The sequence below is a fragment of the Rhodococcus sp. T2V genome (genome assembly GCF_029269925.1).
Lineage (GTDB): Bacteria > Actinomycetota > Actinomycetes > Mycobacteriales > Mycobacteriaceae > Rhodococcus_F > Rhodococcus_F koreensis.
The window spans coordinates 33,667-48,550 of the sequence record NZ_JARJBD010000010.1 but is presented as its reverse complement, the minus strand read 5'-3'; the positions used below and the strand labels follow the sequence as shown (position 1 = coordinate 48,550).

Genomic DNA, 14,884 nt, shown 5'->3' with positions numbered 1-14,884 from the left:
CTACCGCGCGCGACGTGCCAGGCGCTCGGAGTCGGAGATCAGCACGCTCTTGCCTTCGAGGCGCAGCCATCCGCGGTGCGCGAAGTCGGCGAGCGCCTTGTTGACGGTCTCGCGGGACGCGCCGACGAGCTGGGCGATCTCTTCCTGCGTGAGGTCGTGGGTGACGCGCAGCGAGCCCGCCTCCTGGGTGCCGAACCGCTGTGCGAGCTGCAGCAGCGCCTTGGCGACACGACCGGGGACGTCCGTGAAGATGAGGTCGGCCAGGTTGTTGTTGGTACGACGCAGACGGCGCGCGAGAACCCGCAGCAGCTGTTCGGCGATCTCGGGGCGGTGGTCGATCCACGCCTTGAGCGCTTCGCGGTCCATGCTGACCGCGCGGACCTCGGTGACCGTGGTCGCGGTGGACGTACGCGGACCGGGGTCGAAGATGGACAGCTCACCGAACATGTCGGACGGGCCCATGATCGTCAGCAGGTTCTCACGGCCGTCCGGCGAGCGGCGGCCGATCTTCACCTTGCCGGAAACGATGATGTACAGGCGGTCACCGGGCTCACCTTCGTTGAAGATGACATGTCCGCGGGGGAAGTCGACAGGCTGCAGCTGCTTGGTCAGCGCCGCTACCGCTGAGGGCTCGACTCCTTGGAAGATGCCGGCTCTTGCCAGGACGTCGTCCACGTGCGCTCCTTGGGAATATTGTTCGTCTGTATGCATATTGTGCGCGATTTGCTGCATGTCGACGATGCCCCGGTGATCCGCGGCGTGTCGCTGTGCAACAGGTACGGCTCTGAAGTCTACGTTGAGACGGCTCGGTCTGAGTGACCGATACCACGGAAGTCGCAAAAGTTAACCGGATGATGCGTCCGGTGGTGCGTCTTTCCGGGGGTTTCCAGGGGTCAGCTGGCGCGCCGCGAGCCCACTCCGGTGATGTCGGCGTCGTCGGATTCGAAGCCCGACCGCCCCTTGCGACGTCGATGGAAGCGTGCCAATGCGTGGGGGAAACCTTCGTGGGCCAGGGTGGCCACTTCGTCGTGACTTGCCTGGTCGAGGAACTCTTCCACCTCTTGCTGACGAACCGTGAGCCGGCGGAGTCTGAACTCCACCCGCTCCATTGCCAGCGCAAACAGCATCAGCAGCACTGGGAAGAGGACCACAGCGAGACCTTGCATACCGGGAAGTAAACACTGCAAATGTCTCAGAAGCGACACAGCAGCAATTCGGATCGGTCGGGTATCCGTAGAGTTGATCCCGTGCATGCGACCCCCAGCGACGGCTCCGAAGTGCGTGGACGCACCCGTTCTCGGGCCGCGAAGCAGGAAGAAACCCGACTCGGACTCGTCCGGCGCGCCCGGCGGATGAACCGCAGGCTCGCCGAGGCCTTCCCCCACGTCTACTGCGAACTCGACTTCACCACACCCCTGGACCTCGCCGTCGCGACGATCCTGTCCGCGCAGTGCACTGACGTGCGGGTGAACATGGTGACGCCGGCGCTGTTCGCCCGCTACCCCGACGCGAAGGCGTACGCGGAGGCCGAACGGACCGAACTCGAGGAGTACATCCGGTCCACGGGTTTCTACCGAAACAAGACGAACTCTCTGATCGGGCTCGGGCAGGCGCTGCTCGAGCGTTTCGACGGTGAGGTTCCCGGCAATCTGAAGGATCTCGTGACGCTGCCCGGGATCGGCCGGAAGACGGCCAACGTGATCCTCGGCAACGCGTTCGATGTGCCGGGAATCACGGTCGACACCCACTTCGGGCGGCTCGTGCGGCGGTGGAAGTGGACCGAGGAGGAAGACCCGGTCAAGGTCGAGCACGCCATCGGCGCCCTGATCGAGCGCAAGGAGTGGACGCTGCTCTCGCATCGGGTGATCTTCCACGGCAGACGCGTCTGCCACGCCCGCAAGCCCGCCTGCGGGGTGTGTGTGCTCGCTGGCGACTGTCCGTCGTACGGGCTCGGCCCGATCGACCCCGACGTCGCCGCCGGACTTGTTCGTGGACCGGAGACGGAGCATCTGCTGCGTCTGGCCGGCAGGTGAGGGTAGAGACGAGTGTCTAGTGCAGCGCGGTGGAGTCTGGCCGCCCTCGTGGTCGTGGTGGCTCTCGTCGTCGCGATCTGGCCGCGGGGCGACGACGCGGAGACGCCGTCGTACGAGGACCGGTTCGGTGCGGGCGGCAGCACCCCGACGTCGGTGAGCGCCGATCCCGACGCGCTCGCGGCACTGAGGACGCAAGCGGGCCTGGCCCCGTGCCCCGCCCCGGCGGCCGCGTCCGGGCCTTCGGCGGATCCGGTGCTGTCCGGCATCACACTGGAATGCGTGGGCGACGGCAGTCAGGTGGATCTGGCGGCCGCGCTCGGTGGTAAACCGGCGCTGCTGAACCTGTGGGCGTACTGGTGTGGCCCCTGCGCCGAGGAGCTGCCCTATATGCAGCAGTTTTCGGATCGTGCGGGCGACGCGGTTACCGTGCTTACGGTGCACACCGATCCCAACGAGTCCAGCGCGCTGTCGCGGCTCATCGATTACTCCGTCACCCTACCCGGTGTGCAGGACGGCGACGGTCGCGTCCGCGTCGCGGTCGGGGCCCCTCCCGTCCTCCCGGTCTCGGTGCTGATCCGGCCCGACGGCACGGTGGCGAAGGTGCTGCCGCAGCCGTTCCGCAGTGTCGACGAGATCGCGGACGCCGTCGAACAGAACCTGGGGGTGGCGGCATGACGTCTTCCGTGGACGGCGTCGCCGTTCCGCCCTGGCTGCGCCGGGTCGTGCACCGCACGCCGGCCGACCCGCACCGGATCAACCCCGTCCTCGATCGGCGCGCACCCCGTGGTGCGATCACCCGTGAGGCGGCGGTGCTCGTGTTGTTCGGCGGTCCCGTCGACGCGGACCCGCTGATGGCGGGCGGCCTGCCCGCCGACGCCGACGTCCTGCTCACCCAGCGTGCGTCCACCATGCGCCAGCACAGTGGTCAGGTGGCCTTCCCCGGCGGCGCCAGCGACCCCGGCGACGAGGGACCGATCGCCACCGCGCTGCGGGAGGCCCAGGAGGAAACGGGACTCGACCCGTCCGGTGTCCGCCCGCTCGCCGTGCTCGAGGAGATCTTCATCCCGCCGTCCGGCTTCGACGTCACTCCCGTCCTCGCATACTGGGAGACGCCCAGCGCGGTCGGCGTGGTCGATCCCGCGGAGGCCGAACGTGTCGCCCGCGTACCGGTGCACACCCTGATCGATCCGCGGAACCGGTTCCAGGTGCGTCACCCGGCCGGATACCAGGGGCCGGCGTTCACCGTCGACGGCATGCTCGTATGGGGTTTCACCGCCGGCATCCTCGCCGCCCTGTTCGCCGTCTCCGGTTGGGAACAGGAGTGGGACCGCCACGACATCCGCGACCTCGACACCGTCCTCGCCGAACTCGACAACGACCTCGACGACGACCACCTGACCCACGGTCACGGCCGGCCGGCGGCCGAACGATGACGGGCTCGCACTGGATCGACCTCGCGATCGTCCTGATCGCCTTCGTCGCGGCGACGTCCGGCTGGCGGCAGGGCGCCGTGGCGTCGGTACTCGCCTTCATCGGCGTGGTGCTGGGCGCGGTCGCGGGCATCCTGATCGCCCCGCACGTGCTGGTGCACGTGGACGAGGGCCGCGGTCGCGTGCTGGTCGGCATCGCCCTGATCGTGGTGCTGGTGATCGTCGGCGAGGTCGCGGGCATGGTCCTCGGGCGGGCCGCGCGGGGAAGCATGCACAGTCCGGTCGCGCGTTCCGTCGACAGCGTGATCGGCGCCTGCGTGCAGGCCATCGCGGTGTTCATCGCGGCGTGGCTGCTGGCGATCCCGCTCACGTCCTCGTCGCAGCCTCAGCTGGCGGCTGCGGTGCGCGGGTCGAGCGTCCTCGAGACGGTCGACAACATCGCGCCCGCCTGGATGCGGCAACTGCCCACCGAGTTCACCGCGCTGCTCGACACGTCCGGGCTTCCCGACGTCATCGGGCCGTTCGGGCGCACCCCCATCACGACCGTCGACCCGCCGGACGCCAGTGTCCTGGAGAGCCCCGTCGCGTCCTCGCTGCAGTCGAGCGTGCTGAGGATCCGGGGTGTTGCCCCGAGTTGCCAGCGCGCGCTGGAGGGATCCGGGTTCGTCGTGGCACCCGACCGGGTGATGACCAACGCGCACGTGGTCGCGGGAACGGCCGGGATCGTCGTCGACACTGCGAACGGCCCGATGGACGCCGAGGTCGTGCTGTTCGACCCGTCCGCCGACGTCGCGGTCCTCGAGGTGCCCGGACTGGACGCTCCCGTCCTGAACTTCGCGCCCGAGCCTGCGCGGACCGGCGACAACGCGCTGGTGCTCGGCTACCCGGGCGGCGGCCCGTACACGGCCAGCGCCGCGCGGGTCCGGGAGATCCTGGACCTCAGCGGTCCCGACATCTACCGGGCGGGCACCGTTCAGCGTGAGGTGTACACGGTCCGCGGTTCCATCCGGCAGGGCAACTCGGGCGGGCCGCTCGTCGACAGCGACGGCCGGGTGCTCGGGGTGGTCTTCGGCGCCGCCGTCGACAACAGCGACACCGGGTTCGTGCTCACTGCCGCCGAGGTGTCGCGTCAGTTGCAGGCGGCGTCCGGGGCTTCGGTCGCCGTGGACACCGGGGCGTGCATCCTCTGACGGTCAGGCCGTGCGGGGCGCGACGAGGTCGAGCAGGGCGGCGTTGACGCGTTCCGGGGCTTCCCAGTGCGCGTAGTGGCCGACCCCGGTGACGGTCTGCATCTGCTGGGTGGGTGCGAAGCGGTGGCTGCGGCGCACGGTGTCCGCGAGCACGTACGGGTCGAGGTCGCCGTGCAGGTGCAGGACGGGGATCCGCAGAATTTGATCCATCGACGCCATGAACCGGCTGCCGTCCGGCCGGAACTGACTGCGGAACGCCCACCGCTGGTACTCCAGGGTGCAGTGCGCGGTGCCGGGAATCTGGATCGCCGACCGCATCCGTGACACGACGACGTCGAATTCCGGATTCTCGGTCCAGCCGGGGCCGGAGCGTTCGCGGATCAACCGCTCGACCTCCGACCCGTTGTCCCGGGTGAGGCGACGTTCGGGACGCCACGGCACCTGGCAGGAGACGAACGAGGGCAGCAAAGCTTTGCGCTGGTAGCGGTCGTGGAGGACGGCCTGCTTGAGCGCGAGGGGATGCGGTGAGCTGACCAGTGCGATCGACCGGACGAGACGAGCATGGAGGACCGCCGTGGCCCAGCAGACCAGGCCGCCGTCGGCGTGCCCGACCAGTGTGGCCTCGCCGTAGCCCATCGCCCGGATCAGGCCGGCGATGTCGCCGGCCAGCGTCCACCCGTCGTAGCCGCGCGGCGGTTTGTCGGAATCGCCGTAGCCGCGGAGGTCGACGGCGACGGCCCGGCACCCCTGCTCGGACAGCGCGGTCAGCTGGTGGCGCCACGACCACCAGAAGTCCGCGAACCCGTGCAGCAGGACGACGAGCGGCGCATCCGGTGCGGATGCGCCGACCTCGACGGTGTGGAATCGGATTCCGTTGGCATGGATGTCGCGATGAATCCAGGGGCCGTCGAAACGGACGGTGGACGGATCGGGTGGTGCCACAGGAGCGAGTTACCGCGCGTGACGTCCGCTGGGCGATGCGAGATGGGCCTCCGCATCCGAGTACGACGTGGGCAGCACCGTCTTGGCCTGCCTCAGGGAGTCGAGTGTCTTCTCGGGTGCGCGGAGTTTGCGAACCCGCAGATAACCGAGCAGCGCGAGGATCGCCGTCACCACGAGCATGATCAGGAAGACGATCAGGAACGCCAGCCAGCGGGCGATCCACACGTCGAGGAGTTCGGCGAGGAAGAAGAAGAAGAAGAACGAGCTGAACAGCAGCACGGTAAACGCGAGGATGAAGAACAGGCTGCCCTGCAGGCCCTTCTTGACCTCACCGGTGACCTCGGCCTTCGCGAGCTCGACCTCGGCGCGGACGAGGGTGGACACCTGCGCGGTCGCATGCTTGACCAGCGTGCCGAGGCTCGCCTCGCCGGGTGTCTGAGCGTCCACGTCCGTGAGCGGGATCGACGACACCGTGTTCGGCACCCCGTCTCCCGTATAACGCGGGCTGTCTCCCTTGCCGTGAGTGATGCTCACTTGTCGACCCCTCCAGGTAGCTCTTGCACGTCCGAGTCATCCTGCCGGGCCGCATGGGCCCGACCGCGTCGCCACAGTAACGCTGATCCGATCAGCGACGCTGTCAACGATGTCACGAGCACCGCGACCTTAGCTATTTCGGCCGCGCTGCCGTCACCGATTCCCGCAAGCGCGAGATCCGCTACGAGAAGGCTAACGGTGAACCCGATCGCGCCGAGCACTGAGAGGGCAAACATGTCCCGGAACCCCAGTGCTCGCGGTTTCTTCGCGATACCCAGGCGGATCGCGAGCCAGGAGACGCCGAAGATGCCGACGGTCTTGCCGACGAGGAGGCCGGCGATCACGGCCTGCGAGATGGGGTTGATGAACAGTTGCCCGAGGAGCTCGCTGCTGAGAGCGACCCCGGACGCGAACAGGGCGAACACCGGGACGCAGAAGCCCGCCGACAACGGCTGGATGCGGTGCTCGAGGCGGGACGCGGGGGATTCGCGTTCGCCGGGGTCGCGCCGCACCCGGGTGAGGAGGCCGAGGGCGACGCCGGCCAGCGTGGCGTGGATTCCGGCTAGGTGCATGCAGTACCAGGCGAACAGCGCGAGCGGAACGTAGAGCAGTGGGGTGGTGATGCGCCGGTGCTGGGCGACCGCGTAGACGGCCAGGCACACGGCGGCGCCCAGCAGCCACAGCAGGGCGATCGAACTGGTGAACAGGACGGCGATGAGCACGATCGCGAGAAGGTCGTCGACGACGGCCAGGCTGAGCAGGAACACGCGGGCGCTCGCCGGGATGCGGGACCCGGTCAGCGCCAGCACACCCAGTGCGAACGCGATGTCGGTGGCGACGGGGATGGCCCAGCCCCGGTCCATGCCGGGTGTTCCGGCGCCGATCGTCGCGGCGATGATCGCGGGCACCACGACGCCGCCGCAGGCCGCGATGATCGGGAGCAGCGCACGTTTGCGGTCGGCGAGTTCGCCCACCACCAGTTCCCGTTTCAGTTCCAGTCCGGCGACGAAGAAGAAGACCGCCAGCAGCCCGTCCTGCGCCCACGTCCCGACCGTCAGGTTCAGGTGGAGCGCCTCCGGGCCGATCGTCCAGTCGCGCAACGCGAAGTAGGAATCCGAGACGGGCGAGTTCGCCCACAGGAGGGCGACCGCGGCGGCGGCGAGCAGGATCGAACCGCCGACCGTCTCGGTGCGGAGGTAGCGGGAGAGTTCGGAGCGGAGGGGCTGGGTCACCGGGGTCGCTCGCTTTCGATGTGGTCGGGGTACGGCACATGCTCTGCCGACCAGACTTCCCGGCGCACCGAGGAGAGCTTATCCAATTTGCCAAGCGAAAGACACGAGGTGTTCAATTCCTAAGGAATGGACGTTCGTCCCAATAGTTGAAATAGCATCGTGCAGGAGTAAGTCGAGTGAGCAGTGCCGTCGATACGTCGAAGCCAGATCCGGACGGCGGGGCCACCGTCGCCGGCGTACCCAGAAGCCGGATCGTCGTCGCGAGCATGGTGGGAACGTCCATCGAGTTCTACGACTTCTACATCTATGCGACCGCGGCCGTGTCCGTGTTCCCGCATCTGTTCTTCCCCAAGGGAAACGGCACCACCGCCCTGCTGGCGTCCCTCGCCACGTTCGGACTCGCGTTCGTCGCGCGGCCGCTCGGTTCGATCCTGTTCGGCCACTTCGGCGACCGCATCGGACGCAAGACGACGCTCGTCGGCTCCCTCCTCACCATGGGCATCGCCACGTTCGTGATCGGACTGCTGCCGACCTACCACCAGATCGGCATCGTCGCGCCCGCGCTGCTGGCGTTGATGCGCTTCTGCCAGGGTCTGGGACTGGGCGGTGAGTGGAGCGGCGCGGCACTGCTCGCGACCGAAACCGCCCAGAAGGGCAAGCGCGCGTGGGCGGCCATGTGGCCGCAGCTGGGCGCGCCGATCGGCTTCTTCCTCGCCAACGGTCTGTTCCTGATCATCACGCTGTTCCTGGACCACGACAACAGCAGCCCCGACCTGGACGGCGCGTTCCTCACCTGGGGCTGGCGGATCCCGTTCCTGCTCAGCGCGATCATGGTGATGATCGGTCTGTACGTGCGGCTCAAGCTGGAGGAGACGCCCGTGTTCGCCCGCGCCGTCGCGCGCGGCGAGAAGGTGAAGACCCCGATCGCCGAGGTGTTCAAGACCAGCTGGCGTCAGCTGATCATCGGCACGTTCGTCATGCTCGCCACCTACACGCTCTTCTACATCATGACCACCTGGGTGCTGAGCTACGGCACCGGCAAGACCCCCGCGCAGGGCGGCACGGGAGCCGGCTTCCACTACACCGACTTCCTGGTGCTGCAACTGGTCGCGGTCCTGTTCTTCGCCGGCGCCGTCCCCGTGTCGGGGTGGCTGGCCGACCGCTTCGGTCGCCGCATCACGCTGCTCACGATCACCGGGTTCATCATGCTGTTCGGCCTCACGTTCGGTGTCATGCTGAACCAGGACGGCATGAGCAACGCCCGCATGCTCGTGTTCCTGGCCATCGGAATGTTGTTGATGGGCATGACGTTCGGGCCGATGAGCGCCGTTCTGCCGGAGCTGTTCCCGACCAACGTGCGCTACACGGGTTCGGGGATCGCCTACAACACCGCCAGCATCCTGGGCGCCGCCGTCGCACCGTTCATCGCCACCTGGCTCGCCACGTCGTACGGCGTCGGCTGGGTGGGCATCTACCTGCTGATCGCCGCCGCGCTCACGTTCATCGCGCTGCTGGTGATGAAGGAGACGAAGAACGAGTCCCTCGACGACGTAGGGGCGTAGCCCCCGTGAGTGGTTGACGAGTCCAGGGACTCGTCGACCACTCACGGGCAGCGGAGCGGCCTATAGTTCTTGCATGGCGAAAGCCGTGCTGCTGTCCAGGAAGGCCCGGATCCGGCTGCCGAAGCAGGATCTGTGGTCGTTCCTCGCCGATACCGATCGGCTCAATCGCAACATCGATCTGTCGCCGGTGCGCTTCGCTCCAATGCTGGACCGGCGCCGCAAGGGGCACTATTCGGCGGAGACGCGTTCGTACGGGCGGCGGGTGCGGTACGAGGAGTTCCCGTTCGAGTGGGTCGAGGGCCGCTTCTATGAGGTCCTTCGCCGTTTCTCCCGCGGTCCGCTCGCGGAGGTGTCCACGGGTGTCCGGCTCCACCCGGCCGCCGACGCCACCGAGGTCGAGGTGTTCGCCCGGATCGTCCCGCGTACCCGGTTCGGCGCGATCGCTGCTCGAACGCTGCTGGCACGCACGGGAATACGGAAGACGCTCGCGCTCGCGCACGCGCTGGAGCGACACGTCCGCGACCCGCGCGCGCATGCCGTCCCCGCCCTGCCGCCGCCGGAGCAGTTCGACGCAGGCCGGCTCGAATTCCGTACGGCGCAGCTGTCGCGATCGCACGACGCCCCGAACTTGATCGGGCGCTTGGAGTCCCACTTGCGGACCGCGTCCGACCTGGAGGTGACGGGCATGCGCCCGTTCGAGCTTGCGGACCGCTGGGGTGCCGACCGGATACAGCTGCTGTACGTTTTCCTCCACGCCGCGGACTGCGGTCTGCTGGACCTGAACTGGAGCGTGCTGTGCCCGGTCTGCCGGACCGCCCGCGAGGACGCCGCCCACATTCGACAGTTGCCGAGCCGCGTCCACTGCGACACCTGCGACATCGCGTTCGACACCGACCTCGCGCAGTCGGTGGAGATCCGTTTCGACGTCAACCCGGCCGTCCGCCGGGCGGAGCGGGCCCGGTACTGCATCGGGGGTCCGGCGAATTCACCGTCGGCGGTGGCTCAGTTGCGGCTCGAGCCGGGGGAGCGGCGCTGCGAGCGACTCGAACTCGACCCCGGGTGGCTGCGCATCCGGTGCTACCAGGTGGGTGCCCCGGTGGCCTGCGAGGTCGGTCCGGCCGGTGGCACGCTTCGGGTCGACTGCGGGCCCGGTGAACTTCGGGTGCGTGATGCGCCCGGCACCGACGGTGCCTGCCTGCTGGAGGTCGCGAACCGGCTTCCCGGTGAGGCGCTGGTGGTGGTCGAGCGGGAGCGGTGGAAGGACGCCGCGGCGACCGGCGCGCTCGTGACGTCGCTCGACGGTTTCCAGGACCTGTTCCCGGATCAAGGGGTGGCGCCGGGCGACGAGATCGGGATCGCGAACCTGGCGGTGCTGTTCACGGATCTGAGCGGTTCGACCGCCCTGTACGAGCGCATCGGCGACGTCCGGGCGTTTGCGTTCGTGCAGAGCCATTTCCGCTACCTGCGTGACGCGGTGGTCCGCGAGAACGGCAGCGTCGTGAAGCAGATGGGTGACGCGGTCATGGCGACGTTCGCGGACGCGCGGGAGGCCTGGTCTGCGGCGGCGTCGATGCAGGCGGGCTGGGACGACTTCCGTCGCCGGCACCTCGGCGACGACGACTCGGTGTCGTTGAAAGTCGGGTTGCACCAGGGGCCCGCCGTGATGATCGACAACAACGGCCGGACCGACTACTTCGGTGCGACGGTCAACCTGGCGGCCCGGGTACAGGGCTGTGCCGCGGGCGGAGACATCGTCCTGTCCCTGGCCGTGCACGACGACCCGGAGGTGGCGCCGCTGCTCGCGACGTCCGGCTACCGGTGCGACGTCTTCAAAACCGGGCTGAAGGGAATCGGCGAGGAGCAGACGCTGTGGCGGCTTCGCCGCCCGTGAGTGGTTGAGGAGTGCAGAGACTCGTCAACCACTCACGGGGCGCGGAGCGCCCTACTTGCCGCGGATGGCGTCGAAGACCTTGGGGTCGACGAGGGTGGAGGTGTCGCCGAGGTCGCGGCCCTCGGCGATGTCCTTGAGCAGGCGCCGCATGATCTTGCCCGACCTCGTCTTGGGGAGTTCGGGGACGATCGTGATCTGGCGGGGCTTGGCGATCGGGCTGATCTCCCGGGACACCTCGGCCTTGAGTTCGGCGATGAGGGTGTCGCCGGTGTTCTCCACACCTTCGCGGAGGATGACGAACGCGACGATGCCCTGGCCGGTGGTCTCGTCGGCGGCGCCGACGACGGCGGCTTCGGCGACGCCGTGGTGGCCGACGAGGGCGGATTCGACCTCGGAGGTGGAGATGCGGTGGCCGGAGACGTTCATGACGTCGTCGACGCGGCCGAGGACCCACAGGGCGCCGTCGTCGTCGTACTTGGCGCCGTCACCGGCGAAGTACCAGCCCTGCTCGGGGTAGCGGGACCAGTAGGTGTCGCGGTAGCGGTCCATGTCGCCCCAGATGCCGCGGAGCATCGCCGGCCACGGCTTGTCGAGGACGAGGTAGCCGGAGCCGCCGGCGCCGAGTTCGTTCGCGTCGTCGTCGACGATCTTCGCGGAGATGCCGGGCAGCGGTGCCATCGCGGAGCCGGGTTTGGTGGCGGTGATCCCGGGCAGCGGGGAGATCATGATGGCGCCGGTCTCGGTCTGCCACCAGGTGTCGACGATCGGGGCCTGGTTGCCGCCGATCACCTCGCGGAACCATTTCCAGGCCTCGGGGTTGATCGGTTCGCCGACCGAGCCGAGGAGCCGGATGCTGGACAGGTCGTGGGCGTCGGGAATCTCGCGGCCCCACTTCATGAACGTGCGCACCAGGGTGGGGGCGGTGTAGTAGATGCTGACGCCGTACTTTTCGATGATCTGGAAGTGGCGGTGCTCGTCGGGGGAGTTCGGGGTGCCCTCGTAGACCACCTGGGTGACACCGTTGGACAGCGGTCCGTAGACGATGTAGCTGTGGCCGGTGACCCAGCCGATGTCGGCGGTGCACCAGTACACGTCGCGCCCGGCCTTGTGGTCGAACACGTTGTGGTGGGTGTAGGAGGCCTGGGTGAGGTAGCCGCCGGAGGTGTGGATGATGCCCTTGGGCTTTCCGGTGGTGCCGGAGGTGTAGAGGATGAACAGCGGGTGCTCGGCGTCGAACGGGGTCGCCTCGTGGGTGCCGGAGGCCTTGTCGACGGTCTCGTGCCACCACAGGTCCCGGCCGTCGGCGACCGCGACGTCGATGCCGGTGCGCTTGACGACGAGAACGTGCTTCACCGAGGTGGCCCCGGCATCGGTCGGATCACCGGCTTCGCCGGCCAGCGCCTCGTCGACGGCGGGCTTGAGGGGTGCGGCCTGGCCGCGGCGCCACTGCCCGTCGACGGTGACGACGAGTTTGGCTTCGGCGTCGTCGATGCGCGAGCGCAGGGCGCTGGCGGAGAAGCCGGCGAACACCACCGAGTGGGTCAGACCGAGGCGGGCGCAGGCGAGCATGGTGACGATGGCCTCGGGGATCATCGGCATGTAGATCGCGACACGGTCGCCGGCGACGAGTCCGAGGTCGGTGAAGGTGTTGGCGGCCTTGGACACTTCGGTGAGCAGGTCGTTGTAGGTCAGGTCGCGGGTATCGCCCGGTTCGCCCTCGAAGTGGATGGCGACGCGGTCGCCGTTGCCTGCCAGGACGTGGCGGTCGACGCAGTTGTAGGCGACATTCAACTCGCCGCCGACGAACCATTTCGCGACGGGTGCGTCGGACCAGTCGAGGACCTCGGTGAAGGGCGTGTGCCAGTGCAGGCGCTCGGCCTGTGTCGCCCAGAATGCGAGTCGGTCCTCGTCTGCGGCGGCCTGCAGTTCGGGGCCGGCGTTCGCAGTAGCGGTGAACTCGGGGCTCGGCGCGTAGGCCACCGGGATGCCGTCGTGCGGTTCGGACTTCCCCGTCGCTCCGCTCGCCTGTGTGGCCTTCCCCGTCGCTCCGCTCGCCTGTGCGGCCTTCCCCGTCGCTCCGCTCGCCTGTGCTGCACTGGTCATTGTGGGCCGGCCTTCTTTCCAGTCTCGAATTCGGCACTTCTAGCACGTGTGAGGGTAGTCACAAGGGCTCCCGAGCGCACCGTTGCACAAGGTTGCATGCCCATATTCTGCGACGATCGGTCGAATGGGCGCGACGGACGGCAAGCGTGGACGACGAGTGGCGACCCCAGTGCCGACGATGTTTCGATCGGATGCCGATTCCGCGAGTTTCACCCGTCGTGGCCACACAGATTGAAACGTTGACTTATCGTCATCCCATCGTTCGGGCTGCGCCCGGCACGGCTGCCCGGAACCCTGCAGATCTGGGAGGATCGTCTTGCGCATCACACGTGTGGCAACCGCTGTTCTGGCGGTTGGCCTGGCAGCAGGGATGCTGTCCGCCTGCTCGTCCGGTGACTCGACGGGCGGGGGTGGCAGCGGCATCGTCAACGCCTGGGCGGGTGAACCGCAGAATCCGTTGATTCCCACCAATACCAGCGAGAATCAGGGTGGCCGCGTCGTCGATGCGCTGTTCGCGGGGCTCGTCTCCTATGACTCCGACGGTGGAGTGAACAACGAGGTCGCCGAGTCCATCGAGACGACCGACGGCAAGAACTTCACCGTGAAGCTGAAGGACGGCTGGACGTTCACGGACGGCACGCCGGTCACCGCGGCCTCGTTCGTCGACGCCTGGAACTACGGCGCGCTGTCGACGAACGCGCAGCTCCAGGCGTCCTTCTTCGACCCGATCCAGGGTTACGACGAGGTGGCTGCCGAGAACCCCACGGCGCAGACCATGTCGGGCCTGAAGGTGGTCGACGATTCGACGTTCACGATCGAACTGAAGCAACCCGAGTCCGCCTTCCCGGACCGTCTCGGTTTCGCCGCGTACTACCCGCTGCCCGCGGTGGCGTACCAGGACATGGCCGCGTTCGGCGAGAATCCCATCGGCAACGGTCCGTACATGATGTCGGGTCCCGGGGCGTGGCAGCACAACGTGCGCATCGACACCGTCGTGAACCCCAATTACAACGGCAACCGCAAGCCGAAGAACGCCGGCGTCGACTTCGTCATGTACAACAGCCTCGACACGGCGTACACGGATCTGCTCGCGGGCAATGTCGACGTCCTCGACCAGGTGCCGCCGAGTGCCGTCACCACGTTCGAGACCGACCTGCCCGGTCGCACCGTGAACCAGCCGTCCGCGACCATCGAGACGTTCACGATCCCGGGCCGTCTTCCGCACTTCAGTGGTGAGGAGGGCACGCTGCGCCGGCAGGCCATCTCGATGGCGATCAACCGCGACCAGATCACCCAGCAGATCTACAACAACACCCGCACCCCCGCGCTCGACTTCACCAGCCCCGCCATCGAGGGCTGGTCGGATTCGCTCGTGGGCAACAGCAACCTGAAGTACGACCCGGAGGCAGCGAAGAGGCTGTGGGCCCAGGCCGACGCCATCGCCCCGTGGTCGGGCAGTTTCGAGATCGCGTACAACGGCGACGGCGGCCACAAGGAATGGGTCGACGCCACCGCCAACAACATCCGCAACACTCTCGGTATCGACGCGAAGGGCAAGGAGTATCCGACGTTCGCGCAGATCCGCACGGAGGCCACCAACCGGACCATCCCGAGCGCGTTCCGTTCGGGGTGGCAGGGCGACTACCCGCAGCAGTACGGCTTCCTCGCGCAGAACTACCAGACCGGCGGCAGCTCCAACGACGGTGACTACTCGAATCCCGAGTTCGACCGGCTGCTGCGCGCCTCCGCGGGTGAGGTCGATCCCGGCAAGGCGCAGGACCTGCTGAACCAGGCGCAGGAGGTTCTCCTGCACGACCTGCCGGCGGTCCCGACGTGGTACCGCAACGCGGCGAGCGGCTGGTCCGAGAACGTGTCGAACGTGGTCATCGACTGGAAGGGCATCCCGATGTACTCGGACATCGAGAAGAACTGACGCACGGGAGTTTTCTCCGACGGGTGGGGCCGCG

At 68.0% G+C, this 14,884-nt stretch carries 13 protein-coding genes; 7 read left to right on the top strand and 6 right to left on the bottom strand.

All coding sequences use genetic code 11. The features are described from left to right. Both P3H15_RS11460 and P3H15_RS11455 read right to left on the bottom strand, forming a co-directional pair. Nucleotides 1-675 (bottom strand): Crp/Fnr family transcriptional regulator, encoded by a 675-nt coding sequence (locus P3H15_RS11460; protein WP_005256089.1) that lies wholly within the window; start codon nucleotides 673-675, stop codon nucleotides 1-3. Between the two features lie 218 nt (nucleotides 676-893). Next, a complete protein-coding gene (locus P3H15_RS11455; protein ID WP_072938063.1) occupies nucleotides 894-1,166 on the bottom strand; it encodes a hypothetical protein in 273 nt (90 codons plus the stop codon). Nucleotides 1,167-1,187: 21 nt separating this feature from the next. Between P3H15_RS11455 and nth the strand changes: the two genes are divergently transcribed. The 4 genes from nth to marP are packed head-to-tail and all read left to right on the top strand — an operon-like array spanning nucleotide 1,188 to nucleotide 4,653. Then, complete coding sequence (gene nth, locus P3H15_RS11450) at nucleotides 1,188-2,033, top strand: endonuclease III (RefSeq protein ID WP_095862956.1); 846 nt, start codon at nucleotides 1,188-1,190, stop codon at nucleotides 2,031-2,033. A 12-nt stretch (nucleotides 2,034-2,045) separates the two neighbouring features. Further along, nucleotides 2,046-2,708 carry a TlpA disulfide reductase family protein gene (locus P3H15_RS11445; protein WP_095862957.1) on the top strand — a complete coding sequence of 221 codons (663 nt, stop codon included), beginning with the start codon at nucleotides 2,046-2,048 and terminating at the stop codon, nucleotides 2,706-2,708. Further along, nucleotides 2,705-3,466: a CoA pyrophosphatase gene (locus tag P3H15_RS11440; RefSeq protein ID WP_276137339.1), complete on the top strand. Its 762-nt coding sequence runs from the start codon at nucleotides 2,705-2,707 to the stop codon at nucleotides 3,464-3,466. Before P3H15_RS11445 ends, P3H15_RS11440 begins: the two co-directional genes overlap by 4 nt. Continuing rightward, nucleotides 3,463-4,653, top strand: coding sequence for an acid resistance serine protease MarP (gene marP / locus P3H15_RS11435; protein ID WP_276137338.1), 1,191 nt, complete (start codon nucleotides 3,463-3,465; stop codon nucleotides 4,651-4,653). Before P3H15_RS11440 ends, marP begins: the two co-directional genes overlap by 4 nt. 3 nt (nucleotides 4,654-4,656) lie before the next feature. Here the strand turns inward: marP and P3H15_RS11430 are convergent, their stop codons facing one another. The 3 genes from P3H15_RS11430 to nhaA are packed head-to-tail and all read right to left on the bottom strand — an operon-like array spanning nucleotide 4,657 to nucleotide 7,361. Beyond that, nucleotides 4,657-5,595 carry an alpha/beta fold hydrolase gene (locus P3H15_RS11430; RefSeq protein WP_276137337.1) on the bottom strand — a complete coding sequence of 313 codons (939 nt, stop codon included), beginning with the start codon at nucleotides 5,593-5,595 and terminating at the stop codon, nucleotides 4,657-4,659. 9 nt (nucleotides 5,596-5,604) lie between these two features. Further along, nucleotides 5,605-6,129 (bottom strand): phage holin family protein, encoded by a 525-nt coding sequence (locus P3H15_RS11425; RefSeq protein ID WP_276137336.1) that lies wholly within the window; start codon nucleotides 6,127-6,129, stop codon nucleotides 5,605-5,607. Continuing rightward, a complete protein-coding gene (gene nhaA, locus P3H15_RS11420; protein ID WP_276137335.1) occupies nucleotides 6,126-7,361 on the bottom strand; it encodes a Na+/H+ antiporter NhaA in 1,236 nt (411 codons plus the stop codon). Before nhaA ends, P3H15_RS11425 begins: the two co-directional genes overlap by 4 nt. Before the next feature lie 176 nt (nucleotides 7,362-7,537). On the opposite strand from nhaA, the gene P3H15_RS11415 reads away from it, so the two are divergent. Next, a complete protein-coding gene (locus tag P3H15_RS11415) occupies nucleotides 7,538-8,923 on the top strand; it encodes an MFS transporter (protein WP_276137334.1) in 1,386 nt (461 codons plus the stop codon). A 73-nt stretch (nucleotides 8,924-8,996) separates the two neighbouring features. Beyond that, nucleotides 8,997-10,814: an adenylate/guanylate cyclase domain-containing protein gene (locus P3H15_RS11410; protein WP_276137333.1), complete on the top strand. Its 1,818-nt coding sequence runs from the start codon at nucleotides 8,997-8,999 to the stop codon at nucleotides 10,812-10,814. A gap of 51 nt (nucleotides 10,815-10,865) precedes the next feature. Here the strand turns inward: P3H15_RS11410 and acs are convergent, their stop codons facing one another. Further along, on the bottom strand, nucleotides 10,866-12,917 hold the full coding sequence (acs, locus tag P3H15_RS11405; protein WP_276137332.1) for an acetate--CoA ligase: 2,052 nt from the start codon (nucleotides 12,915-12,917) through the stop codon (nucleotides 10,866-10,868). Nucleotides 12,918-13,233: 316 nt separating this feature from the next. Here acs and P3H15_RS11400 point away from each other — a divergent pair, with 316 nt between their 5' ends. Next, on the top strand, nucleotides 13,234-14,850 hold the full coding sequence (locus P3H15_RS11400; protein ID WP_276137331.1) for an ABC transporter substrate-binding protein: 1,617 nt from the start codon (nucleotides 13,234-13,236) through the stop codon (nucleotides 14,848-14,850). Nucleotides 14,851-14,884 lie beyond the last annotated feature (34 nt).